Origin of the sequence: Arcicella aquatica (assembly GCF_034928825.1) — a bacterium.
Taxonomy (GTDB): domain Bacteria; phylum Bacteroidota; class Bacteroidia; order Cytophagales; family Spirosomataceae; genus Arcicella; species Arcicella aquatica.
On record NZ_JAYFUL010000030.1, the window covers coordinates 1 to 24,843 of the forward strand.

The following is a 24,843-nucleotide window of genomic DNA, read 5'->3' on the forward strand; positions in this document are numbered from 1 at the left end:
ATATAAATCTTTAATCATTTGTCTTTGCTTAGGTGTTAAGCTTGCGTTGGTATGTATTTTCATAACACAAAATTAATAAATGTAAGACGTGAATGGGTATAACTTAACAAACCAATTCAGCTATGACTTAGAAACAGGTGATGAGGTTAAAAAAAATACCTTTCCAAAAGAAGGCCCTGAAAAAGTGGGAGACTTAATCGGTTTCTATCCTATTTCTAAAGATTCTATACTGATTACTCCCATGACGATTGGTCAACTTTATTTGGCAAATTCAACGGGAAAAGGTTACAGTAATTTGGATTATACCAAAACTTCAACTGGAGAGTACACTGCATTTGGAGGGTCTATCAATTTCAATCCTATTGTCTTAGATAAAGGAAATCTATATATCCCACAAGGTATTATGAGAGAATGGACATCAATGAGTATTGAAGATTTAACAAAAGCACCATTAGAGTTATCAATCAACGTTAAAAGTAAAAAGGTTGAGTTCCTATCATTTAATTACCCAAAAGAGATTTGGGAATTTGGCTATGTTCCCTTAGATTTTTCAAGAACTTGGAATGGGCAAAAGGTGATTTATTCTTTTCTCTACGATTCAAAAGTTTATGAATTTAAGAATGGAAGTAAACAATATACGGTTCACACCAATGCAAAGAGTATTGATGATATAGCCACCCCCTCGTTTAAAAAAGACGCTGTGAGTTTTGAAGATTATTGTTTTAAGTATGGTGTTTATTTAGGAATTGTATATGATAAATATAGGAAAGTATATTACCGATTTTATCGACCAAAATTAGAACCAGAAAAAGGTGTAAACGTAATGTCCTTGATTGAAAATCCTCCAATTTTTTCAATAATCGTTATGAATGACAATTTTGAAAATATAGGGGAGGTACATTTACCCAAAAAGAAATTCTCTTCTAGCTGTTTTTTTATTTCCGAGAAAGGACTGTACTTAGCTAAAAGTATGGATAATGAAAATAGACTAACCTTTATACCACTAACGCTAAATAAATAGTTCAATTGATTCCCATTACTCGCCAACAAATTGGTTAAACATTCAGAGCTTTGACTGAAAAACTAAATAGTATGATTCAAAAGAATTCATCAATAAAACCCATCGGAGAGTACTAAAACCCCATTTTCTCTTCAAAAAAATTAATACGGCTTGGAAAATGTCCAATTAAGTCCAATCATGTCTAATTAACGGTATTGACTTTTTAGTAATTAAAATACAATTTGAGTTACCCAAAGTCAATACCTTTAATTACTAGATTTGAAATGCTCGACACCAGTTCGGTATAGTATTAAACGTAAGTTTGTTGTCATGCAATGTTTCATGACAAAATGCGTAATATCATTGAGTTTGTATGCGTATTAAAAACCTAATTGATAAAAATAAGAAAAAAACTAAATGAATAAATATGGATTCCATAAGTATCAATTAAATAGCCTATATGCTTTAATACTATCTGTTTTATTAACCTCTTGTAACTCCAAAGATAAAAACGTAGCTACCTTCAAGGATGATTATTCTTTTGAAATAATAGATACCTTAAAAATTAAACATTTAGGCAGAGGAATCGAACTTATTGATGTAAATAAAACAAACGGTGACATGCTTTTTACCAGTGCTATCAGAATGGATACCATCGTGCAAACAGATTCGAATGGAAATATAAAAAATAAGATAAAAGTTTCAGGAGAAGGAGGTAGTGAAATAGGCTTTATTTTTAATCTATCATACATTGGTGATACAGCTATCCTAATAAATAGTAACCGCGGCTTCTTTTTTTATGATTTAAATGGAAAAGCTTTAAAAGGTAAGGCAATCATTGAAAAGACAAGTTTGAAAACATTAGGTTCCAATACTTTCAATCCAAGTATTGCTTCGATAAAGACAGACACAGGTATTGTACTTGCACTACAACTAAAAAACTCACTAAATGATTATCAATTATCAAATATTCATTCTAAAGAAAGTTATCAGAATTATAAATCTCTAACGTTCTATAGCCTCGACAAACATAAATATATAAATGCTCTTGGTTTTGAACCAGAAAGTATTTTCATGGATTTTGATTATCACTATGGCGATATAAATACATTATTTGTTTTTAACCAATTTAATAAATGTTTCTATACATTACATGACCCAGATAGTAAGTTATATAAATATGATGTTTCCTTAAAAAAGATTAAGGTCATAGATTTAGAGCCCGAAAATTTTAAATTACCTATCAAATATAACTTTTCAAAAAATAGTACATCTTCTAAGCACATGGATGTAAATAGTTCTTATGTTTACTTTAGTACAAATAGAGATATTTCCATAGTTACCTATAGAACAGGAATACCAGAAGATGAATATAATAAGACTAATTCAGAGTCAGAAATACCCGAATTATGGAAAAAATACATGAAATACTATGCACTTATACTAATAGATGATAATAAAGTATGTAATGATGTTCCTCTTCCTTATGGGGCTGTTGGTGTGACCAACATTATTGGAGGAAGTAACATGATTCTTAGTACCAATCCTGCTATCACAGAAACGCCTGATGCAACTATCTTTTATAGGTGTAAACTTAAAATTAATAAAAAATAGATTGTGTAATTTTTTAGGTATCCATTATTTTAAAGATTTCAATAGAAGTTAATGACTAAATCTAACATAACAATTTACCTGTTTTCAATAGTCTTTATAACTGCCTGTCAACCCACTAACAGCGAAGAGCAAAAAGAGGAAGAAGGGAAGGCTAAAGTTTCTCAAACCACTGAAAATGTTGTCTCTGTAAAATTGGCAGAAAGTAAACTTAAATCTTTTCCCTTACAAATATTGGCTACAGGCAAAGTTTCTGCACTTACCCAAGCCAAAATCAATTTCAAAACGACTGGGGTTATTGAAAAGATAATGGTATCAAACAGTTCTGTTGTAAAATCAGGACAAGTATTGGCCGTTTTGGATAATGAACAACAGCGTATAGCCCTACAACAAGCCCAAGATAACTTGCAAGATGTACGGGTGGAACTAAATAAATTACTGTTGGAGTATGGGGGTAAAGACCGTGATACCAGTTCGGTATCAAGACGTATCATGGAAAATATCAAAGCCAAAAGCGGCTATACAAAAGCCTTGACAAGTGTACGTGATGCAGAATTGAAATTAGAAAATACTTATCTGAAAGCACCCTACGCTGGGGTTATTGCAAACCTAAAAACCAAAGCTTATAATCCAACACCCGTAACAGAACCTTTCTGTACTATTTTAAGCCGTGATGCTCTGGTGGTTGAGGTCTCAGTACTAGAATCTGAGTTAGGCGTAATTACTTTGGGGCAAATCGCTAAAGTAAAGTCTTTAGCCTATTCTGAAAAAAACTATATAGGTAAAGTATTTGAAATAAACCCTGTTGTAAGCGAGCAAGGATTGGTTTTGATAAAAGTTAGGATTCAAAATCCTGACCAATATTTATTAGAGGGCATGAATGCCCAAGTAATCATCGAAAAAAAACTTCAGAATCAAATTGTTGTCCCGAAAGAAGCTGTGGTAGAGCGTTCTGGTAAAAAGGTAGTTTTTACTTATGATAATGGCTTTGCTAAATGGAACTATATAACAGTTGCTCATGAAAACAGTGAAGAAATAGCTATTTCAGAAGGATTAAAAGCTGGACAAAAAGTGATTGTGGAAGGTAACCTTAATTTAGGACATGATGCTAAAGTAATTGTGGAGAAGTGATGAGAAATCTCCTTTTTAGTTAAAAACTCCTAATAAAAATCACAAAAATGGTTCGTTTCCTTCTCCATCGCCCAATAGCCGTATTGATTACAACCCTTGCTTTGATGGCTTTGGGCTTGGTTACCTTTAATCAAATTCCAGTTTCTTTACTTCCCGAAATCGCTATTCCTGAAATTACGGTTCAGGTAAGTTACCCTAATGCCTCTGCTCGTGAATTACAAAAGACGATTGTAAAACCACTTCGTAATCAACTTCAACAAGTAAATCACCTTTCAGACCTTGAGGCTGAAACGCAAGACGGTTTAGCAATTATTAAACTCCGCTTTGATTTTGGTACGAATATCAATCTGGCTTATATAGAGACACATGAGAAAATAGATGGCATTATGGGGCAATTTCCTCGTGAAATAGAACGCCCTAAAGTAATTAAAGCTGGTGCTGCTGACATTCCTGTTTTTAACTTAAATATTAGTGCTAAAGGCCAAAATGATGAATTTGGCTTACAACTTTCTGAATTTTGCGAGAATGCAATTAGAAGAAGGATTGAACAAATGAAGGAAGTGGCGTTGGTTGACATGACGGGCTTATCCAAACCAGAAGTAATCATTATTCCAGACCGTTCTAAATTGCAAAGCTTAGGTATCACAGAGCAATTTTTATCCCAAATATTACAAAAGAACAATATTGATTTAGGAAATCTATTAGTGAAGGATGGTCAGTATCAATATAGTATTCGTTTTGCCTCAACACTTAAAACACAATCAGATATTGAGAATATATATTTCAAGATTGGAGATATTCAAAAAGGTGGAGAACGGGTTGTACAGCTAAAAGAACTAGCAAAAGTTAAAATTCAAGAGCAAAAATTGAGAGGGCTTTACACCTTTAATGGTAAAAGAGCGGTATGTTTTTCGATCATCAAACAATCGGATACACAATTACTGAAACTCAAAAAAGAATTAAATGCCCAAATTGAGTATTTTAAAAAAGATTATCCACAATTAGATTTTGCCATAAGTCAAGACCAAACAGAATTATTAGATTTATCCATCAACAATTTGATTGGTAACATTTTATTTGGAGGATTATGCACCTTTATGATGATTTTCTTTTTTATGAATGACCTAAAAACGCCTATTTTAATAGGGATTGTCATACCAGTGTCGTTGGTCGTTACTTTTCTGTGCTTTTATTTATTTAACATCTCGATAAACATTGTCTCGTTGGCAGGTTTGGTGTTGGGCATCGGTGAAATCATTGACTCTGCCATTATTGTCATCGAAAATATTGAGCAATACCGAGAAGAAGGACATCCTTTAGACGAGGCTTGTATAGAAGGTACCCAAGAGGTAATTATGCCTTTGTTTACTTCCATTCTTACGAATTCTGCCGTGTTTTTACCGCTCATTTTTATTAGTGGGATAGCAGGTGCATTGTTCTTTGACCAAGCTATTGCCGTTTCGCTTTCATTGGGCATTTCTCTACTATGTTCTTATACCCTAATACCTGTTTTATATCGTTTGTTTTACTTAAAGGAAGAACGTCTAAAAGGGTTTGTTCCAAAGAAAGTCACTTTATTAATGAGATTTTCAGAAAGAGCTTATGATAGCTTGCTTAATTTAGTATTTAGGCAAAAAGCATTGATGCTCATATTCTTTATATTATTAATAGTGATTACCTTTCCTATTTTCAAAAGGCTTGATAAAAGAGGGATGCCAATAATTAGTAGGACAGAATTGGAAACAAAGATTGATTGGAATGAGCCTATAACGATAGAAGAAAATAATAATAGAATCAATGATATTATTAATCAAATTAAATCTGAGTCGTCAAATAGTTTATTAATTAGTGCTTTCGTAGGTCAGCAACAATTTTTGTTAAATCGTGAATTACAGCAAAATTTTAATGAATCCTTATTAAGTATTAAGCTGAAAAGCCAAAAAGATTATGAACAAATCAAGAATAGAATAGCGGATATCACTAAAAATAAATATCCAAATGCTATCACATCTTTTAGTGCTGCTAAAAATGTTTTTGAAGCCTTGTTTAATACTTCTGAAGCGCCCTTGCAAGCTCGTGTTACAAGTAATAATAAAGCCGAAGTGCCAGATATTCAAACGATTAAGCAAGTATATTTTCAACTTTCACAACATGGCTTTAGTTCATCATTACCTGCTCAACAAAGTAGGGTTTATATTCAAATTCTAACAGAAAAAATTTTATATTATGATGTTGACTATGAGCGAATTGTAGAAGTTTTAAAGACCATTTTTAATGAGAATAATGTTGGTAGTCTAAAGGCAGAACAAAAATATATTCCAATTTTATTAGGAGGTAATTCACAAGAAATAGATGCATTAATACAAAGTGCTACTGTGTTGAGTAATAAAGGACAAGTATTGCCTATTAAAGCGCTAATTAGCGTTTCGAACCAAAAAGATTATAAATCTTTCTTTTCAGGTAAAAATGGAGATTATATACCCTTTAATTTTGATTTGAGTAGTGAAAACGTCCCAAATGCTCAACGTGAAATTCAAAGTCTCATTATGAGAAATCCAGATTTGAATGTGAATTTTACAGGAGAGTATTTTAGAAACCTTGATTTTATAAAAGAATTGGGAGTTATTATTTTAGTAGCTATAGCATTACTTTATTTTATTTTAACAGCTCAATTTGAATCATTAGCCCAGCCACTTATCGTAATGTTAACGATTGCTTTTGGATTAACTGGAGCAATGCTTTTTCTTTTTTTGTTTTCCAATAGCATCAATATTATGTCGGCAATAGGGATGATAGTTTTGATTGGAATTCTAGATAATGATTCTATCTTGAAAATTGATACCATGAATCGGACTAAGGATTCAATGTCACTAATAGAATCAATCAAACTTTCTGGAAAGCGTAGATTAAAGTCTCAATTAATGACCTTCCTGACCACTATTCTTGGGTTATTACCCGTATTGTTCTCGTCAGGCCTTGGTGCCGAACTACAAAAACCTTTGGCTATTTCAGTAATCGGTGGTATGTGTTTAGGGCTATTTATTTCAATGTCTTTTATCCCTTTAATTTATTGGTTTATGTACCATAAAAATTATAAATAAATGTGCTTAAAAAATAAAAAACCTCGATTATATCGAGGTTTTCAGAGCTTCATTGTTAAATGGTATTGTATAAGAGGATAGTTAATTGTTTTTTGCCAAATAATTATTGGCGGTTACTCTATAATTATCAAAAATTGCTCTGGTAATATTTTTTAAATCTCTATTAGCTAAAGATTTGTTTGATTTCAAAATTTTAGAAGCATAGCCCATCCAAAAAACTTTATTTGAATTTTTATCAATCATCGTAATGATTAATGTGCCATTGTTCAAACTTTTTCGATATACATCAAGTGTTTCGTGCTGTAAAGAAGTATTTGCATATACTTTTTTAACATCTTGCATGCTGAGATTTTTATCATAAATAGCATAAGAAACTAAAACATCTGCGTTATCGCTCTCTGTATAGCCTCGTATTGCCATCTGCTTCTCTATCTCTTCCTTAATCACCATTTCGTTTAACGATGACTTTGATTCCTGTGGGCGACTCACTTCTTGAACTATCGCAAAAGAACGATTTTCGGTATTTATTTCATGAAAGTCGTTGTTGGCTTTCACTTGTATTACTTCCCGAGTGCATGAAGTAGCAAGAAGTCCAACAATGAATGTTGTAACAACTATGCGTTTCATTAATTTTTAAGATTGTTTTTGGATATTGGCGTTTAAGCCTTTACAAATGTAGTAGAAAAAATATTAAAAATATAACTTTATTTACTTTTTTTTTTAACTAATTGAATTTTAATCACAAGTTTTAGCTTTAATAATTCTATAATTTTCACTGATACTTTTGTAAGTATTTTATTCTGAGGGTGTTATAAAAAAAATAAATCCCTTCCCCAAAGGAGAAAGGATTTACGGAAATATCCAAAAACAATCTCAAAAAATTAAATATTTTTATTTCTTTAAAACTACTACTGAGTTTACCAGATAACTATTTTTCTCTGTAATTAAATTATAAACTTTGTTTACTTTTCTAGTTCCAGCTTTGGTAATAAATACGTTAAACTTCTTGAACTTTCTAGTTTCATTTTCGTAAACAAATACACTTTGACCCACCTTTAAATCAGCAATAGTTGTTTTGCCATTTTCAGTAAAAATAGGGTGATTGCCTGTCGCTTCAAGTTCCTTCAATCGATACTTTACTGAAACAGATGCCGTAATCATCTCACTTGGATCTACTAACAATACCTTTACAATGTCAAATTCGTTGTTCTCGTGAATATCCACTTTTTCAACAATCGTAGGCTCTGCTATCTTTTTGTTTGCATTATAAGATGTTACAAAATCGCCAGCTTTTACTTCGCTAATGTTTTTTATTTCTCCATTAGCCATCGTTACTTTTGCTTCCGAAGGAAAGCAGTATTCATATTTGTCTTCTTCTTTGCCTTTTTCTCCAGCAACGCCCGAGAACTCTTTGGCTAAAACAAACGCAACACATGATGAAAAGCCTGAAACTGATTTTTCTCCATCTTTCAAATCATCAATATATTTACCCCACGTTTCTTTTTCTGCTAATGGATTAGGAACTACTAAACTGATTTTCTTTCCGTCTTTAGGCGTTGTAAAAATCATTAAATTGGCAATTTCTTTCATGCCAGCTACTTCTAATACTTTGTACAAGTAAATTCTTCTTTCTAAACCATCCGAGAACTTAAAAACATACGGAGACGTACTGTTATCTAAGATAAAATTACCATCCTTTACATAAGTATCCTTGTCCAAGTTTTTGATAGCGATTTTCTTTACTGCTTCAAATTCGCTTAGTTTAATACCCATTTTTTCGCCTTCTTGTGCGAAAACGTTAATTGATAAACAAAGTAAGGTTATAAAATATATAATTTTCTTCATGCTGAAAGCTAGTTTTACGAGACAAAGCCTAAGCTCCGTTAACTCGTTTATGAATTTGTGTTACTACCGAATTTGCCGACTCCAAAGCACCAGCCATCCAAGCTGTAAGGTGAGAGGTATGTTCACCTGCTAAATAAATTTCATCATCTGGCTTAATTAAAGAGGGGTAGAAGCGTTTTCTAGCTGATTCGCTGTATTCTGCCCAACCACCTTTTGAATAATTAATTTTTTGCCAAGCTAATGAAAATGAGTTTTCAAATTCAGTTTTATACTGTGGATGAATTTTTCCACCTTGTTCTAATGCTGCTTTCTCTCTATCGGCTAAGCTTAGGTTGCCCATTCTTAACGCCCTATCGTGAAAGTTGTAATAACCTTTTAACACTCCTTTTTTACCCATAAAATTATATGAAGGATAAAAAATTTGTGTGATATCCATATTGGTTTTAGAAATCCCTCCGAATATGTTATCGTCTTCCTCCCAGAATCTTCTTTTAAATTGTAATCCGATTTTACCAGTATTCATATAAGGCACAAAATCAGTGGCTCTACGAATATCCGATGATAAATCAGAGGTAATACTTTTTAAAACAGGCAAAGGGATGGTACAAATACAATAATCACCTAAAATCTCTTTAACAGTACCTGTTTTGTCTTTGTAAATAATTTTAACACCAGGCGAGGTTTTTCTTATTTCTTGCACCTCAGCCTGAAATTGAATTTTACCTTCTAATCTTTTGGCAAAAGCATAAGGTAAAGCATCCATTCCACCAACAGGTTGTAACATTACGGGTTGTTGATTGAAAGTATATTCACCAATATTTGAAAAAGCAGGATGAAAAAGCCCCGATTCAATGATATCATGTAATAAATGTGGTGAGGCTAACTCAGGAGTTTGTTCTCCGTATCCACCTTGACGTTTATATCCATGCCGTTCAGAACCTTTATACTTCTTCATAATATCCAAATCGCCCTCTTCTTTTAAGTATGCACTTAATTTTTCAAGGTCTTCTTTGGTTACTTCTTCGTCGAGTGCTTTTTTATCAATTGACTTTGATAACAATTCATAAGTATATCCACGCACGTCAGCATGAATTTCCCTTATTTTAATGGGTTTGTTTGATAATTTACCAGTTCCTTCTGAATAATAATAAGCTCCTTCATTTACGTTCATGAATATCTCCAAGGGGATATTAAATTCACGGCAATAGTGTAAAGAAAGCGTATGATTATGTGGAATTCTGGCCGCTCCACCATTATAATAGAGACCTTTATCGAACTTGCAAACCTGTGTAGTGCCTCCAATCTCAGTTTCTGTCGTTTCCCCTCTTACTGTCCAAACTCTTCCCCCCGGGCGACTTCTTGCTTCTAAAATGGTGACATCATATCCTAATTTTATTAATTCATAAGCACTTGACATTCCAGCTAAACCAGCACCTAAAATAACAATCTTTTTATTAGCCTTATTTCGCTGTAAATTAAGTGGTTTTGCATTGGCTTCAGGTATTAAGCCGAAGCCGAGCATGGTTAGGTAACTGGCAGAGCCAGTTTTTTCGATAAAATCTCTTCTTGTCATCTGTCGCAAATTAGTAACTCCTTGTGAAAGGGATATTTAATGCGATTTCACAAGGAATTACAGCACTAAGAAATAACCTTGGTAAAGGCGTCGGCAAATGCCTTCATTTCGTCCATAGTTCCGATTGAAACTCTGCACCAATGTTGACGATCAAATTCCCATTTTCTAAGCATGACACCTTCTGCTGCCATTTTGGCAAGCATATCAGAGCCTTTCATTTTTAGTGGGAAAATCACGAAATTGGCAGATGACGGTATGTATGTATATCCAGCTTTGGTTAAGAATGAATACAAGTATTGTTTTGACTCTTCAGTATTCTTTAAAGTCAATTGTTGAAATTCTGTATCTTTAAATGCTGCAATGGCTGCGGCAAAAGAAGGAACAGACATATCAAAACCACCAGAGCAGTATGGTTGAATCATTTTCAGAATCTCTGGTTTAGCAATCGCATAACCACAACGTAACCCTGCAAAAGCATATAGCTTAGACATCGTACGCAACACTAAAACATTTTTACCTGCTTTTACAGCTGGAATCATTGATGCTGTTTTAGGGTCTTTGGCATAATCGATGTAAGCTTCGTCTGAAAGAACAGTGATTTTATCTGAAACCTTATCAATGAAAGCACTAAATGATTCACCCGGTAATACAGCACCAATTGGGTTATTAGGATTGGTAACATACACTAAGCTTTGAGAACCATTAATTCTGGCAGCAGTAGCATCTAAATCGTATTGATAATCTTTGGTCAAGGGTACTTTTTCCATTGGTACTCTTTCTTCATTGCCAGAAATATAGCATGGGTCACCAACCAGAATCTTTCCTTTTTGCCCATAAGCAACTAAAGAAGCGGTAAGTAACTCTGAAGAACCAGCACCTAATAAAATATAATTTTCAGGAACACCTTCTTTTTCGGCAATCGCTTTGATTAAATCACCACGAAGTTTGAAAGCATATCGGTTTGAATCACCGATGGCACCTATTAATGCTTGTCTAGTTTTTTCTGATGGCCCCCAAGGGTTTTCGTTAGCACTTAATCTAACAAGCGTTTTGGCAGGTACAGGTATATTAGAATATTCTTGTTCTAGTAAAAACTCAGGGAGAAGGCTATATTGTAGTTCTTGTCTAACTACAGGGTTAGCAGCAGCTTTTTGGATGAATGCACTGGCTGTACTTAAACCAGCGGTTGCAAAAAGACTTTTTTTAAGCCAGTTACGGCGATTCAGATTCGATGACATTTCACACAACGTTTAAGAGTGAATGAATTGATTTAATGATGAAGTTAATAAAGCTTATTACAATACTCAATTAAAACGCTACAAGAAAATTATCTGAACTCCTACGGGGTGATTAACCCCGTAGAATTCGGAAATTGATTTATATAAGTTGATGAAGTATGATTGTTGTACTATTTTTATTTAAAGGTAATTTAAAGTTTTTAAAATCAAAATTGATTTGTGTAATTTTTTCGTTTAAAAATGTATTGATAAATGATAATATATTTAAAAACACTTCTTTTTTCGGTGATAAAATTACTAATTATTTAAATTACTTTGCAAAAGTACATAAAATAAGTTTTTATTTAAATAGAGGGAAACACTCATTTATATGAAAAATGTTGTACAAAAATAATATTCATGACTTCAGTCTATAGACTTTCTTGGTACGTTTTGTTATTTAACGGATGCTCTTGATAGGCGTGTGAAGGACTGACCTTTGTAACTACCACTCCAATTGAGAGGAATGCTGTTCCCAGATACTGGTGCAGAAAGTCCTAAGGCTAGCCAAGTTTTCTCAACACTTATTTTACCTTTGGCATCTGTTGTTAGCTCGGCCACTACAGCGCCAGTATTACGTAAAGTGATGGTGATTTTAGTATTGGCTACAGGAAGCGAGTCAATTCCTTTTTTATAATCTAAAAGATTGGTCTTGTCTAATTCAAGGATTCTTGCTGATAAAACCACATTTCCAGTTTTTGTATAACTAATGGTTGGCTCGGTAGCAAAATCTCCAGGGGCAGTTCCATCAATAGCTACTAAAACAGGAGATACTACTCTTGGTACAAAAGGGTCGTCTACGTTTTTACATGATACCATCGTTAACAATGCAAAAAGAGCTATTAGAATAATTGGGGGTAATTTATCTATGTGTTTCATGATTGTTCTAATTTAATGTTTAATTCAACTACTGATTTTGCCTTATTTTTCTGCCCACCAAAGTTTAGTTTTCATATCATTTGGTCCGCCGTTTAATTTTTCACCTTCTGCCACATTTTTTGCATTCAACGAATATTCAGAACCAGGATAAGGTAATCTTGTTGGAATGATTGCATTATTTTCAAAAACAGCTCTAGGGTCTGGCGATGGCATAACAGGATACCCCGTTCTGCGATACTCCGTCCAAGCTTCAATACCTTGTCCGAATAATGAAATCCACTTTTGATCCAATATTTTTTCCCGTGTTGCTGTTCCCAACTTTGTAATTAAATCGCTAGCACCTGTGATGCCAAATTGTGAAAACGACGCCGTAATACCTTTTTCAAAATACGATTGAGCATCTCCTGTAATATCACCGTCAATGCTAGCCTCCGCCAAAATAAATTGCAATTCAGAATAGGTCATGATTACTTCGGGCGAAGCCGCAGCCGTAAAAAATGTTCCGATGGTTGAACTACTTTCAAGATAAGTTGTAGCGATAGCATCTGGCAAGCCATTGGCATGACCTTCATATTTACCTGATTTATTAGGGTTACCGAATACTTTAATTCTAGCATCACTTACACCATTCATTTTATCAACTAGCGTTTTACTTAAATTCCAGTCGGTTCTACCATCTTGGATAAGTACCTGATTCCATTCGTTATTACTTGGTAAAATGGTAGTACATTTTAAAGAAGCATTATCATCGTTGCTTGTGAAGATTGGATATTTAGTAGCATCTGATAAAATCTCACGCATGATTGCTCTTGACTCAGCAGATTTTTTAGCTGCCTGACGGTTGGCTAAACGCAAACGTAAAGAGTTAGCAAATTTTTTCCATTTTAAAATATTCCCACTATAAAGAATATCCCCAGAAACGGCTGGACCAGCTACATTCAATTTTTCATTGGCAACTTTCAAATCTTCAAGCATTCCTGCATACACTTTTTCCATAGAATCGTAAGCAGGCGTATATACAGGGTCTGTTGCTGTACCTTTTAATGCCTCGCTATAAGGAATAGCGCCCCACATATCAGTGATGATAGAGAATGTCCAAGTACGCATTACCAAAGCAACCCCTTCATAGTTGGCGTTCGGAGCAGTTCCTTTTTCTCCGGAAATAACCATGATTCTATTGAAGTTTGATTGCGCATCATTAAAAAAGCCTTTCCAGTTGTTTAATGGCAATGCTTGCGAAATACCATAGTTGTCGCCTTCGTTTGAATAAATATTTCTTGTAAGATGTTGTACCCAAAGTGCTGCACCATCCAAGTTTATTCTTTCAAAACGGGTTCTATGTCCCCAGTAGCGGTCGATGGAGCTTTCAATACCTGTTGGTAAAAGAAACTGTGGGGTAATCGACGACGGGTTGTTGGGGTCAACATTCATTTTGTCGAAAGTACTCGTGCAAGACCCTGACCCTAAAATAATGCAGGCAGCCAGAAGGTATATTTTGCTATATTTTCTCATGTTTTAATAATCTTTTTAAATGAATCCAAGCATTGTAAGTTAGGTTAAATACAATCCTCAGAATGATTAAAGTTTATCGTCAGGTTATGCCTAGAAGCTAAAAGATAAGTTAGCGCCTAAACTTCTTGTTGAAGGTAATTCTCCGTAACCAAAGCCTTGCTTGTTACCACCGTTGGCATCAATTTCTGGGTCTTGGTGCGGATGATTTTTGAATATCATCAAGACGTTACGACCAACTGCTGAAATTTTTGCTGATTGAAAGCCAAGCTTTTTAACAAGGGCTGTAGGGAGCTTATAGCCGAATGATACCTCACGAAGTTTTACATAGCTACCGTCAAAAATAGCGGCTTCATGATAACGACGTGGGTTGTTGTAGCCATAGTATTGGTTGGCACTCACGATGATGTCGTTGGGTGCATATACCTTTGTTCCATCTGGATTAGTAGATACTACCATAACGCCCTTGCCAATTACGCCTTCTTCACGACCAATGGCTGTTTCTGCATACTGACCCGTCCAACGTGCATTAGCCGTTCCTTCATCGAAAATATCACCCCCCATACGTACATCAATCAGCGTAGCTAATGAGAAGTTTTTATAAGAAAATGTGTTAGTGAAACCACCTATCCAATCAGGCTGAATATTACCTAATATTTTTTGCGTTGTTGAAAGCTGTGGCAAACCATTAACCATCAGTAATTGTCCGTCTGGAGCTCTCTCAAAACCATAGCCATATAATGTTCCGTAAGGCTGTCCAACCCTAGCTTCTGACGTTAAACCGCGACGCTCATTCAAAATATAGGTAGTCAATCCTTCTGCTAATTCAACCACTTTGTTTCTGTTACGAGCGAAATTGAAGCTTACATCCCAACCAAAACCATTCAAGAGTTTCAATGGAGTACCCGAAAGGGTAATTTCAATACCTGAATTGGTGATTTGACCAGCATTCAAAATACGAGTATTGTAGCCCGAAGCTTTTGAGATTTCTACACCAAGAATTTGGTTCTTGGTTTTTTGTTCATAATAAGTAAGGTCTAAATTTAATTTCCCTTTGAATAAGCGGAGGTCTAAACCAGCTTCAAGTCCAGTAGTAATTTCGGGCTTAAGGGTTGAGTTAGAAATAGTAGTGTTTTCTGCAAATTCAGGCGTCGCTCCGTTCCATGAAGTACCAGCACGATAGGTTTGAGAAAGCTGATAAGGGTCTGCATCGTTACCTACCTGTGCTAAACTGAAACGAGCCTTACCGAATGAAAGTACATCGCCTTTTATTCCTTCTATTAAGTCTGTAAACACTGCACTCAATGAAGCTGACGGGTAAAAGTATGACCTATTGTTGGCAGGAAGCGTAGATGACCAATCGTTACGAGCGGTTAAATCTAAGAAAATGGCATTCTTGAACCCTAAATTAACAGAACCAAAGGCACTTTGCACTTCACTTTTGGTAATAGTAGAAGCAATGGTGTTTTGGCTTGGCACGGCATTACCAGCATTATACAATCCATCAATTACTAATTCACCTACATACAAATAATTCCTTTTATAATAGTTTGTTCTTACAATTCCTCCGACTTGTGCATTAATAGAGAAATCTTTATTAACGTTTGTGTTATACGTTAATATCGCATCTGTGTTGGTTTCTTGTCTACGAAGTACTTCCTCTGAGAAACGACCAGGGGTACGGTTCCCATTTCTTACTCTTTCAAAATTGACAATATTGATACGTGTATCAGACCAAACATCGGTTCCCGTTCTTAGCATTACACTCAACGAAGGCAATATTTTGTAGTTGAAGGCAATGTTACCCACTAGGCGATCTTTGTCATTAGAATAAGGCAGTTTTTCTTGTGTATAATATGGGTTAGTAAAGAAAGTATGTTGCCAGTTTGGTGGGTCGCTATCAGGTAGTTTTCCTGCAACGGCACGCTGAATATGTGTACCAGTGTACGACTGCCAGTCACGTAGTTGGTCCCACGAAACGTGTCTATGCGACCAGATAAATTCCTGCCCAGAAGCATAACTACGGTTATCAGCCCAAGACTTAACATATTCGGCAGATAGTGTTACGTTAAATTTGTTTGTAAAGTTGTACCCAGAGTTGAATTTGAAGTTATTACGGTGAAAATCATTGAAATACATAATTCCTTTTTGGTCAAGATGACCTAATGATAAGCGAAAATTACCCTTTTCGTTCCCCCCTGAAACAGCCACATTGTTTGTAAAAGCCGTACCAGTTTGCCAGAATTCTTGGTAATTATTAGGTTGCGGTGTAAGTGGTGCAACATCTTTGCCTGTCCACCATTGACGCACTAAACGACCATCCATTGGCGCACCCCAGCTTTCATCAGTACCTTCTGTACCACTTAATGGAGCATTTGGACCATAGGCGGCTCTGTATTGAGCAATCTCTGTAGGGTCTGTGATAGAACCACTCCAACCATCATTATACCAAGTACGGTAACCATTACCACCGCCATAAGTATTTTGAAAATTGGGTGAAATAAAGGGTCTTTCTGCTACGAAATTCGAGTTTACCTCAACCCCGATGCCTTTCATCCCAGCACCGTTTTTGGTAGTAATCAAAATAACCCCATTGGCCGCTCTAGAACCATAAAGTGCTGCCGCATTTGGTCCTTTTAATACCGCAATATCTTTGATGTTATCAGGATTTACTTCTGATAATCCAGAACCAAATTGTTTGTCGAAAGATTGTTGAATAGGTACGCCATCAATAACCACCAAAGGTTGGTTGTTACCAGAAACGGATGAAGAACCACGAATCTGGATAGTAGCAGCAGCCCCTGGCCCTGAGCTAGTATTTACCCTGAACCCTGCTATTTTACCAGAAAGCCCATTAGCTACGTTTGAAGACCTTGCTTCTGTAACACTCTCACCTTTAAGTTGTTGCTGTGAGAAACCTAGTGCTTTTTTGTCTCGCTGAACACCTAGTGCTGTAACAACTACTTCGCTGAGTTGCATAATATCAGGTTTCATTTTTACAGAAATGGATGTCTGCGAACCCACGGGTACTTCATAAGGTGCCATCCCTACGAAAGTAAAAACCAATACATCTTTAGATTGACACGCTATGCTAAATTTACCTTCACTACTTGTATTTGTACCGCTTGTAGTTCCTTTGATTAATACGGTTACTCCGGGCATTGGAGCTCCATCTTCAGAAGAAGTGACCGTACCTGTCACACTTTGTTTTTGAGAAAAGACCGTGGACGAAACCAACAGTATTCCCCATAAGAAGAGTAAAGTTTTGTTCATAAATATTAGTTGTTATATGGTTGGTAATCTAATAATGCAATCGTGATTCAATAATGGAAATAGGATATCAGGCCAGAGATTTTGACATCAAAGGCAATGGTAAATTGGTAGTTAAGATTTTTAAATCAATAGGAACAGCCACACCACTTTGTAAAGGAAAGTGGGGAATTGTGATTTAATAAAATTGTATAAGTTGAAGTGTTGTTTTTGGAAAGTACTCTATTAAATAAAGGAATTAGTTATTTTGACTTTTGGAAGTCGGGAAATGGTATTCTTTTAGTTTGTTGGTTTTATGTATGAGAAATTATACTTAATGTAAAATTCAAAGAGTTTTATAGAAATGCTAAATAGCCATTTTTTATTTCGCTTTTTATTTATTTCTAAGTACGATTATAATGAATTTATTTAAAATACCAAACATAATTCCATGAATTTTTCAAATACAGCGTTAAAAAAATAATTTATTATTTAAAATTTTATAATAAATATAATGTTTCTAAGAGGGGTGAAGATCATTTAATAAAATGATAATTCTTATTTTTTTGATTGATGGTATAAATATCCATTTATTCATGATGAGATGTGTTAGTGTAAACTACTTAATTATCAAGAAGATATATATTGTTTATTTAACCAATCGAATTTTCGATTATATTGTATTTCGAATACATAAACAAAAACAATATTTATGGAAAATCTATCCTTAGAACAATTGCGTTATCCGATTGGAATATTTAGTAAGCCCGATGAAATTACAGATGATTTATTGAAATCTTGGATTGATGATATCTCTGAACTACCTACCTTACTTAAAAAATCAGTTGAAGGACTGACCGAAGAACAGCTAGCATTGCCATATCGCCCAGAAGGCTGGACCATCCGTCAGGTGATTAATCATGTGGCAGATTCACACATGAATGCCTATTGTCGTTTTAAATTAGCCCTGACCGAAGAGGCTCCTACTATCAGACCTTACGAAGAACAATTTTGGGCAGAATTAGAAGATGGGAAAAATGGGTCTATAGAATGGTCTTTGACGCTCCTAGAAGTACTACATAAGCGATGGATTATGATGCTAGAATCGCTGACAGCAGAACAATTTGAAAGAACATTTATTCATCCTGCCACAATGCACGCCAATAGTCTTCGTACAGTTACAGGTATGTATTCATGGCATGGGAGGCATCATACCGCCCATATTACCGAACTAAGAAAACGAATGGAAATATAGTTTTATGAAAAAAGAGAGGAGGTGAATCTTGTTAAAATACAAAAAATAGCCATGAGGTTGTTTTAGTTTTCAGCATTTATCGCCTTTCATCTTTTTTCTCTTATCTTTAACCTTTCATTCAACAACCACTTTAAAGATTTGGTATTAACCCTTTGTACATGGAACGTTTCACAGGACTTATTGGAATAGTATTAATTTTAGGAATAGCCTATTTGATGTCAAATAATAGAAAAGCAATTAATTACCGAACAGTTGGGGTTGGTTTAGCTTTACAGTTTGGGTTGGCCGTTTTTATTTTACGAACTGATATTGGGAAAAAGCTCTTTACAAAGTTAGGAGAGATGGTAAATCAGCTCTTAGAAAAAGCTGATAAAGGAGCAGAGTTCGTTTTTAGCTCTTTGGTTCAACCAGAATTGATGACAAAAGCATTTGGACCGGGGCATGATTTTGTCTTCTTTTTTAAAGTAATTCCAACAATTGTATTTGTAGCCGTTTTGGTGAATATTCTTTACCATCTTGGAATTATGCAAAGAGTGATTGCTGTATTGGCAAAAGGGATGCACTGGCTAATGGGAGTAAGTGGAGCAGAAGCCCTTTCAAATGCAGCATCTGCGTTTGTGGGTCAGGTAGAGGCGCAGATTATGATTAAACCTTATTTAAAAGGCATGACCAAATCTGAATTATTAGCTTCGATGACGGGTAGCTTTGCTTGTATTGCTGGTGGTGTAATGGCTACTTATATTAAATTAGGCGTACCAGCTTCGTACCTGTTAGCAGCAAGTATCATGGCCGCTCCGGGGGCTTTGGTAATTTCTAAAATTGTGTATCCAGAAACTGAAAAATCAGAAACACAGGGTTTTGTTCAGCTAGAAATCAAGAAAGTACATTCAAATTTAGTAGATGCTATTGCTTCGGGTGCTTCTGAAGGACTTAAAGTAGGTTTTAATGTAATTGCAATGTTGATTGGTTTTATTGCCTTAATTGCTTTGATAGATTCAATTTTGTGGCACATTGGCTTTTATGTTTTTGGAATGCCTAACTTGAGCATGAACTTTATCCTAGGAAATGTATTCTCTGTTTTTGCATGGGCAATGGGTGTACCAAGTAAAGATACACAAGTAGCAGGTGCTTTGATGGGTACTAAGATGGTGGTAAATGAATTTGTAGCTTACCTAGATTTAGTTAAAATTAAATCAACTCTTGATGCTAAGACCCTTGCTATTACAAGTTTTGCATTATGTGGTTTTGCTAACTTTAGTTCGGTAGCAATTCAGATTGGTGGTATTGGCGAGCTAGCTCCTGAACGTCGTACAGACTTAGCCAAATTAGGTTTTAAAGCATTGATTTGTGGTACATTGGCTAGTTATTTATCAGCTACTTTAGCAGGGTTATTGCTGTAATAATATTGATAAGATTTCATAAAAAACCCTGACGTTTGATAAAGCGTCAGGGTTTTTTATGTCATGTTTCTACTAGCTGGCGACTTAAGTCCTACTGATTACCCACATCTTTTAAAAAGTTGAAATGGAAATGTTATTATTGATTAAATTAGCTTAAATGTACATAAATAGTCTTTAAAACTAAGCGTTGAAGCCCTTATCTCTAGCGAGGGACTTAAGTCCCTCACTAGAGATAAGATATTGATTGTTAGTTATTTATATGCTTGTGGGTAATCAGTAGGACTTAAATCACCAGCTAATAGAAAGAATTTAATCAATCGTTTTTATTCATTTACTTAATATTATCAAGATTGTAATGCAAACCTCTATTTTCTTTTCTGGCTCTGGCATCTTTAATCACTAAATAAGCTACATTAATCATATTTCTCAATTCATTGATTTGTACAGATATTTTTGATTGCCTGTAAAGTTCTTCGTGTTCAATATAAATTAGCTCCAGACGGTCATAGGCTCTTTTCAAACGTCGGTCTGTTCTTACAATACCCACGTAGTTACTCATAATTGATTCCAGTTCGCGTGCCATTTCCGTTACCAATACTAATTCTTCTGGATGAGTTGTCCCTTCATCATTCCAATCAGGAATATTCGTTGGAAGTACATTTTGTTCAAAGGTTTCGATTGATTTCAAGAAAGCACGATGTGCATATACAATGGCTTCGAGTAACGAATTTGAAGCCAATCGGTTAGCGCCATGCAGTCCTGTAGAAGAACATTCTCCCGCAGCAAAAAGAAAATTAATGTTCGTCTGTGAATGCTCATTTACTTTAATACCTCCGCACAAATAATGTTGTGCAGGTACTACGGGAATCATATCATTTCCAGTAATGTCTAAGCCAAGGTTATCTTTACAGTAATCATAAATCATGGGGAAATGGTGCTTGAAATCCTCTTTTTCAAGGTGACGAGTATCCAGATATACATGGTCAACACCATTTTTTTTCATTTCAGAGTCAATCGCTCGGGCTACAATATCACGTGGCGCTAATGACAAACGGTCATCATACTTTTCCATAAAAGTAGTTTCGTCAATATTCTTTAAAATACCACCATGACCACGTACTGCTTCCGAAATTAAAAATGAAGGTTTTTTGCCTGGTTGATACAATGAGGTAGGGTGAAATTGGATAAACTCCATGCCTTCAACAAGGCCTTTGGCACGATATGCCATTGCAATGCCATCACCCGTTGCGATAGTCGGATTGGTCGTACTTTGATAAACCTGTCCGATGCCGCCTGTAGCTAATAATGTAGTCTTCGCTAAGAAAGTCTCTGTTTGACCAGTAATAGTATTAAATATATAAGCACCAAAGCATTTTTTGTCAGGAGTATCCTTAGTAACTTTTTCACCTAAATGGTGTTGTGTAATAAGGTCGATTGCAAAATAATGTGTAAAGAAATCAACGCTTTTAAACGATTTTACTTTTTCTAATAAAGCTCTTTCAATTTCGTTACCAGTAGAGTCTTTATGATGTAAAATTCGTTGGTCAGAATGTCCGCCTTCTTTTACTAAATCATAAGAGCCATCGTTTTTCTTGTCAAAATTTGTCCCATAAGAAATTAGCTCTTTTAAGCGTTCAGGAGCCTCAGTTACCACAATTTCGACAGCCCTTTTATTCGACATAAAATCGCCCGCAATCATCGTATCATTGATATGCTTCTCAAAAGAATCATCATCTTTCCAAACAGTAGCGATACCTCCCTGTGCATATTTTGTATTGCTTTCTTCTTCTATGGTTTTAGTGAGGATAGCAATCTTAATATCTTTTCCTTTTTCCTCAAAATAGGCAGCAATTTTAGCTGTATATGAAAGCCCTGCGATGCCTGAGCCGATAACTAGAAAGTCGTATTGGGGCATAATGATGAAAACGGCTTGCCGCCCGCATTTTATAAGTTAATGTAAATTTTAAATGTCATGAATAAACAAAGTTATTTTAAAAACTTCTTTATTTATACTTTGAGTTGGAATTTATATAAAACAATGTTTTTAGTAAGTGACTAATCTTTGTATATAGATTAGTGAAATGTTTAGGGAGTGAGCAGTAGTTTCTAAGATAGAATACATATTTTTGTAAAAAGTGGGCATAAATTTTGCTTAGGACAATGTAATTAGATGCTAAATTTTTAAGCTTTGATTCGGTAAATCAGGATAAAAAGCATAGATAAATATATGATATTCATACATGTTTTAGCAGCCAAAGTAGCTTAAATGGTATAATTAAAGGCTTTTTGACTGAGAACTTTCCAGTTAAAAATTTCTCTAAACCAGTCGGAATTATTAAATTCGGAAACTCAATCAAATTATAAGGTTAGCCATAGACTAGTGCTTGCCAAAATTTAAATTATTTATGGAAGAGACAACAAAAGGTAGTAGCATTTGGAAAGCGGTGACGGGTTTTTTAGCTATTATAGTGGGGATTCTTGCCTATTTGTTGTTTGATGCTAACAATTTTAAGAAGAATCAGGACGTAATTATACATCAAAAAGCAAAAGAATTATCTGCGACAAGTATTCGATTAGATTCTATAGGTTTTCAGTTAGATGCCAAAATTGCTCAAATAAAATCACTAGGAGGGAAGGTAGAAGATTTGGAAGCTACAAAAAAGCAATTGGAAAATGATAGAATGCTATTACGGAAAGCAAATAATGTATCGGTTGCCCACTTTGAAAGTAAGATTAAGGATTATGTAAGTTTATTAGCCAAGAAGGACACTGAAATCGGTAAATTCAAAAAGGAGAATAGCAAACTAGCAGAAAAGAATAGGAGTCTATCTGGTGAAAATGCCTTGTTATTTACAGAGAACATTACTTTGAGAATAGAAAAGCAAGGACTGAGTGATTCGCTAGAAGCTTATACCAAAAGAAACCAAGCCCTCACGGCAAAAGTAAGTTTAGCATCTGCCCTACAGGCTCAATCGGTAAAAGTGATTGCTATTTCAAGAAAAAATAAAGAAAGAGATAGCGGTGTTTATAGAGTATCGAAGGTTGATAGAATCAAGATAGTGTTTCAATTACAACCTAATCTGATTGCTAAACAAGATGTTAAATCTATTTATGTAAGAGTGTTAGACCCTGATGGAGCCGTTTTATACGACAGCAATGCAGGTTCTGGAAATTTTGAGTTGGCAGGTAAACAAACCAGTTATACTGTTAAGAAAGATATTTTGTATCAGAATAATGGGCAAGGAGTCGAGCTTGTGTATGCCCGAGGCGGTATGGCTAAATACCGAGTTGGACATTATACAATAGAAGTATATTGTGAAGGATATAAGATAGGAGGAGGAAGTTTTGATGTTAAATAAAGTAGCCAATAAAATATCGTATTAATATGGATAGCCCTTTCATCGCAAAGGGCTTTTTTATGGAAAAATCTTTAAAAACATACCAATTTAAAAGTGGAGAAACCATTGCTTCTATTGGGGCTAGTGGAGGTGTGTGGGAAATCTACTTTGCCTCACAAGTGGATAATTTAACGTTTTATCTGCAAGATATTGATGCAGATTTATGCAATGAGCAGGAAATAAACGAAGGAATTCTGTTCTATGAAAAAATGATGAAAAAGCCGATTAATGGGAAATTTATCTCTGTCATTGGCACAGAACATTCAAGCTTGCTCCCTAAAAATACCTTCGACAAAGTATTGATTATTAATAGCTTTCACGAGTTTTTATTTCCTCATGAAATGATTAAAGATGGCTATGAAATATTAAAATCAGAAGGATTGCTTTTTATTGAGGAACAATTAGCTACCTATTCAGGTGAAATACATGAAGGCTGTTTAAAACCATTGTTTTTAGAAAGTGCGTTAATTGAATTGGTAGAAAAATGTGGTTTTGTACTAAATGAAACTGTTGATAAAGGGAATAATGTGAAGATTTTTTGTTTTAGGAAAAGATAAATTTAATTCAAAAATAAGCCTTTTCAAGATTCTTACAACAGGACATTTGTATTATACCAAGAAATTTGCCGTTTAATAAGTTTTTTGTAATTAGAGAATGTGATGTTTTTGAGTTCTTTCGGGAATGAGTAAATTGGAGTTCTGGAAATCTTGTAATAAGATGAAATTACTGCAAAAATTTAAACAATTAGCAAATTTCAAACACCTAATGGAATGACTGTTAACGAACGATTTTTATTTATGGACTTATAGACCAATTTGATTATAGACTAATCAACGACAAAGATAATGCATAGAAAATTTTAGAATTATTTGGAAGTTGCCAAACCTTTAACTGATAAAATAGTAAAATAATGAAGCTATCAAATAATAACGCAAATACTTTATTGCTTGATATACATCAAGATATAGAAGAATATGCAAATACCTTGGTTACTAATATTCTTGATAAAAAAGATTTCGATTTTTTGACGTACCCACCAAACTGTGGATTGATCGAACAAGAAATTGAGGAACTCAAGAAACTTGACAATAATAAACATCTAAAAAATGCTTTAAGAAAAGTCATTGCCGACAATTCAGCAGGTATTGTTTTTAATATGTTCAATTTATTTGACGGAACTGGATTTCCCAAAAATGACAGCGAAAATTGGACAGGACTTAAAATAGTTGATGAAGAACCTAATGAAAACTCTGAGCCAGTTAACGACTGGTTACACGATAAGTTTTACGAAACATATTGGGATTGGGAAAAACTAAGAGCGGATAAAAATTGGAAACTTGACACAAACGAAGAATAAAAAATGGAGCTAATATGGGTTTTGCGTCTGGCAGGCTGATGTGAAAAATTTAACGGTAGTGATTTTATTGAAATTTAATACTTAAATCAGCTTTGTACTTCTATTTGCCCATCTTAGTCGAACTCAAAACTGTTAAGATTAGTGGTACTTTAATAATTAACTTTGCATGACGTACAAAATTAGACATTATATTTTTAATCAACAGATGTTATATGCAGACAGAATACTAATATCCCTTTTTTGCCTTTGTCCGTGTCA

General features: G+C 34.6%; 18 protein-coding genes. 10 read left to right on the forward strand and 8 right to left on the reverse strand.

What is annotated here, in order from left to right; all coding sequences use genetic code 11:
• Positions 1 to 88: 88 nt before the first annotated feature.
• From VB264_RS16400 to VB264_RS16415, 4 genes are all read left to right on the forward strand, one after another.
• Entirely contained in the window at positions 89 to 1,021 is a 933-nt protein-coding gene (locus VB264_RS16400; protein ID WP_323250945.1) for a DUF4221 family protein, read from the forward strand.
• 396 nt (positions 1,022 to 1,417) lie between these two features.
• Complete coding sequence (locus VB264_RS16405; protein ID WP_323250947.1) at positions 1,418 to 2,614, forward strand: hypothetical protein; 1,197 nt, start codon at positions 1,418 to 1,420, stop codon at positions 2,612 to 2,614.
• A 51-nt stretch (positions 2,615 to 2,665) separates the two neighbouring features.
• A complete protein-coding gene (locus VB264_RS16410) occupies positions 2,666 to 3,742 on the forward strand; it encodes an efflux RND transporter periplasmic adaptor subunit (RefSeq protein WP_323250949.1) in 1,077 nt (358 codons plus the stop codon).
• A gap of 47 nt (positions 3,743 to 3,789) precedes the next feature.
• Complete coding sequence (locus VB264_RS16415; protein ID WP_323250951.1) at positions 3,790 to 6,843, forward strand: efflux RND transporter permease subunit; 3,054 nt, start codon at positions 3,790 to 3,792, stop codon at positions 6,841 to 6,843.
• Positions 6,844 to 6,924: 81 nt separating this feature from the next.
• On the opposite strand, the gene VB264_RS16420 is transcribed toward VB264_RS16415, so the two are convergent.
• The 7 genes from VB264_RS16420 to VB264_RS16450 all read right to left on the reverse strand — a co-directional run bounded on the left by VB264_RS16420 (position 6,925) and on the right by VB264_RS16450 (position 17,199).
• Positions 6,925 to 7,470 carry a DUF4136 domain-containing protein gene (locus VB264_RS16420; protein WP_323250953.1) on the reverse strand — a complete coding sequence of 182 codons (546 nt, stop codon included), beginning with the start codon at positions 7,468 to 7,470 and terminating at the stop codon, positions 6,925 to 6,927.
• A 264-nt stretch (positions 7,471 to 7,734) separates the two neighbouring features.
• Complete coding sequence (locus VB264_RS16425; RefSeq protein ID WP_323250955.1) at positions 7,735 to 8,688, reverse strand: Hint domain-containing protein; 954 nt, start codon at positions 8,686 to 8,688, stop codon at positions 7,735 to 7,737.
• A 28-nt stretch (positions 8,689 to 8,716) separates the two neighbouring features.
• Positions 8,717 to 10,261, reverse strand: coding sequence for a flavin monoamine oxidase family protein (locus VB264_RS16430; protein WP_323250957.1), 1,545 nt, complete (start codon positions 10,259 to 10,261; stop codon positions 8,717 to 8,719).
• 65 nt (positions 10,262 to 10,326) lie between these two features.
• Positions 10,327 to 11,499, reverse strand: coding sequence for a pyridoxal phosphate-dependent aminotransferase (locus VB264_RS16435; RefSeq protein ID WP_323250959.1), 1,173 nt, complete (start codon positions 11,497 to 11,499; stop codon positions 10,327 to 10,329).
• Between the two features lie 435 nt (positions 11,500 to 11,934).
• Complete coding sequence (locus VB264_RS16440; RefSeq protein WP_309912799.1) at positions 11,935 to 12,417, reverse strand: hypothetical protein; 483 nt, start codon at positions 12,415 to 12,417, stop codon at positions 11,935 to 11,937.
• 42 nt (positions 12,418 to 12,459) lie between these two features.
• The gene (locus VB264_RS16445) at positions 12,460 to 13,929 is read right to left on the reverse strand and encodes a SusD/RagB family nutrient-binding outer membrane lipoprotein (protein WP_323250961.1); all 1,470 of its coding nucleotides are present in this window, start codon (positions 13,927 to 13,929) and stop codon (positions 12,460 to 12,462) included.
• Between the two features lie 90 nt (positions 13,930 to 14,019).
• Positions 14,020 to 17,199: a SusC/RagA family TonB-linked outer membrane protein gene (locus VB264_RS16450; RefSeq protein ID WP_323250963.1), complete on the reverse strand. Its 3,180-nt coding sequence runs from the start codon at positions 17,197 to 17,199 to the stop codon at positions 14,020 to 14,022.
• A gap of 53 nt (positions 17,200 to 17,252) precedes the next feature.
• On the opposite strand from VB264_RS16450, the gene VB264_RS16455 reads away from it, so the two are divergent.
• The 3 genes from VB264_RS16455 to VB264_RS16465 all read left to right on the forward strand — a co-directional run bounded on the left by VB264_RS16455 (position 17,253) and on the right by VB264_RS16465 (position 19,830).
• Entirely contained in the window at positions 17,253 to 17,378 is a 126-nt protein-coding gene (locus VB264_RS16455) for a hypothetical protein (RefSeq protein ID WP_323250965.1), read from the forward strand.
• A 509-nt stretch (positions 17,379 to 17,887) separates the two neighbouring features.
• A complete protein-coding gene (locus VB264_RS16460; RefSeq protein WP_323250967.1) occupies positions 17,888 to 18,430 on the forward strand; it encodes a YfiT family bacillithiol transferase in 543 nt (180 codons plus the stop codon).
• A gap of 158 nt (positions 18,431 to 18,588) precedes the next feature.
• Positions 18,589 to 19,830, forward strand: a complete 1,242-nt coding sequence (locus tag VB264_RS16465; RefSeq protein ID WP_323250969.1) for a NupC/NupG family nucleoside CNT transporter — start codon at positions 18,589 to 18,591, stop codon at positions 19,828 to 19,830.
• Between the two features lie 331 nt (positions 19,831 to 20,161).
• Here VB264_RS16465 and nadB read toward each other — a convergent pair whose 3' ends face one another.
• Positions 20,162 to 21,745: an L-aspartate oxidase gene (nadB, locus tag VB264_RS16470; protein WP_323250972.1), complete on the reverse strand. Its 1,584-nt coding sequence runs from the start codon at positions 21,743 to 21,745 to the stop codon at positions 20,162 to 20,164.
• Between the two features lie 490 nt (positions 21,746 to 22,235).
• On the opposite strand from nadB, the gene VB264_RS16475 reads away from it, so the two are divergent.
• From VB264_RS16475 to VB264_RS16485, 3 genes are all read left to right on the forward strand, one after another.
• A complete protein-coding gene (locus VB264_RS16475) occupies positions 22,236 to 23,189 on the forward strand; it encodes a hypothetical protein (RefSeq protein ID WP_323250974.1) in 954 nt (317 codons plus the stop codon).
• Between the two features lie 59 nt (positions 23,190 to 23,248).
• Positions 23,249 to 23,785 carry a class I SAM-dependent methyltransferase gene (locus VB264_RS16480; RefSeq protein WP_323250976.1) on the forward strand — a complete coding sequence of 179 codons (537 nt, stop codon included), beginning with the start codon at positions 23,249 to 23,251 and terminating at the stop codon, positions 23,783 to 23,785.
• A gap of 353 nt (positions 23,786 to 24,138) precedes the next feature.
• Positions 24,139 to 24,585 carry a hypothetical protein gene (locus VB264_RS16485; protein ID WP_323250978.1) on the forward strand — a complete coding sequence of 149 codons (447 nt, stop codon included), beginning with the start codon at positions 24,139 to 24,141 and terminating at the stop codon, positions 24,583 to 24,585.
• Positions 24,586 to 24,843 lie beyond the last annotated feature (258 nt).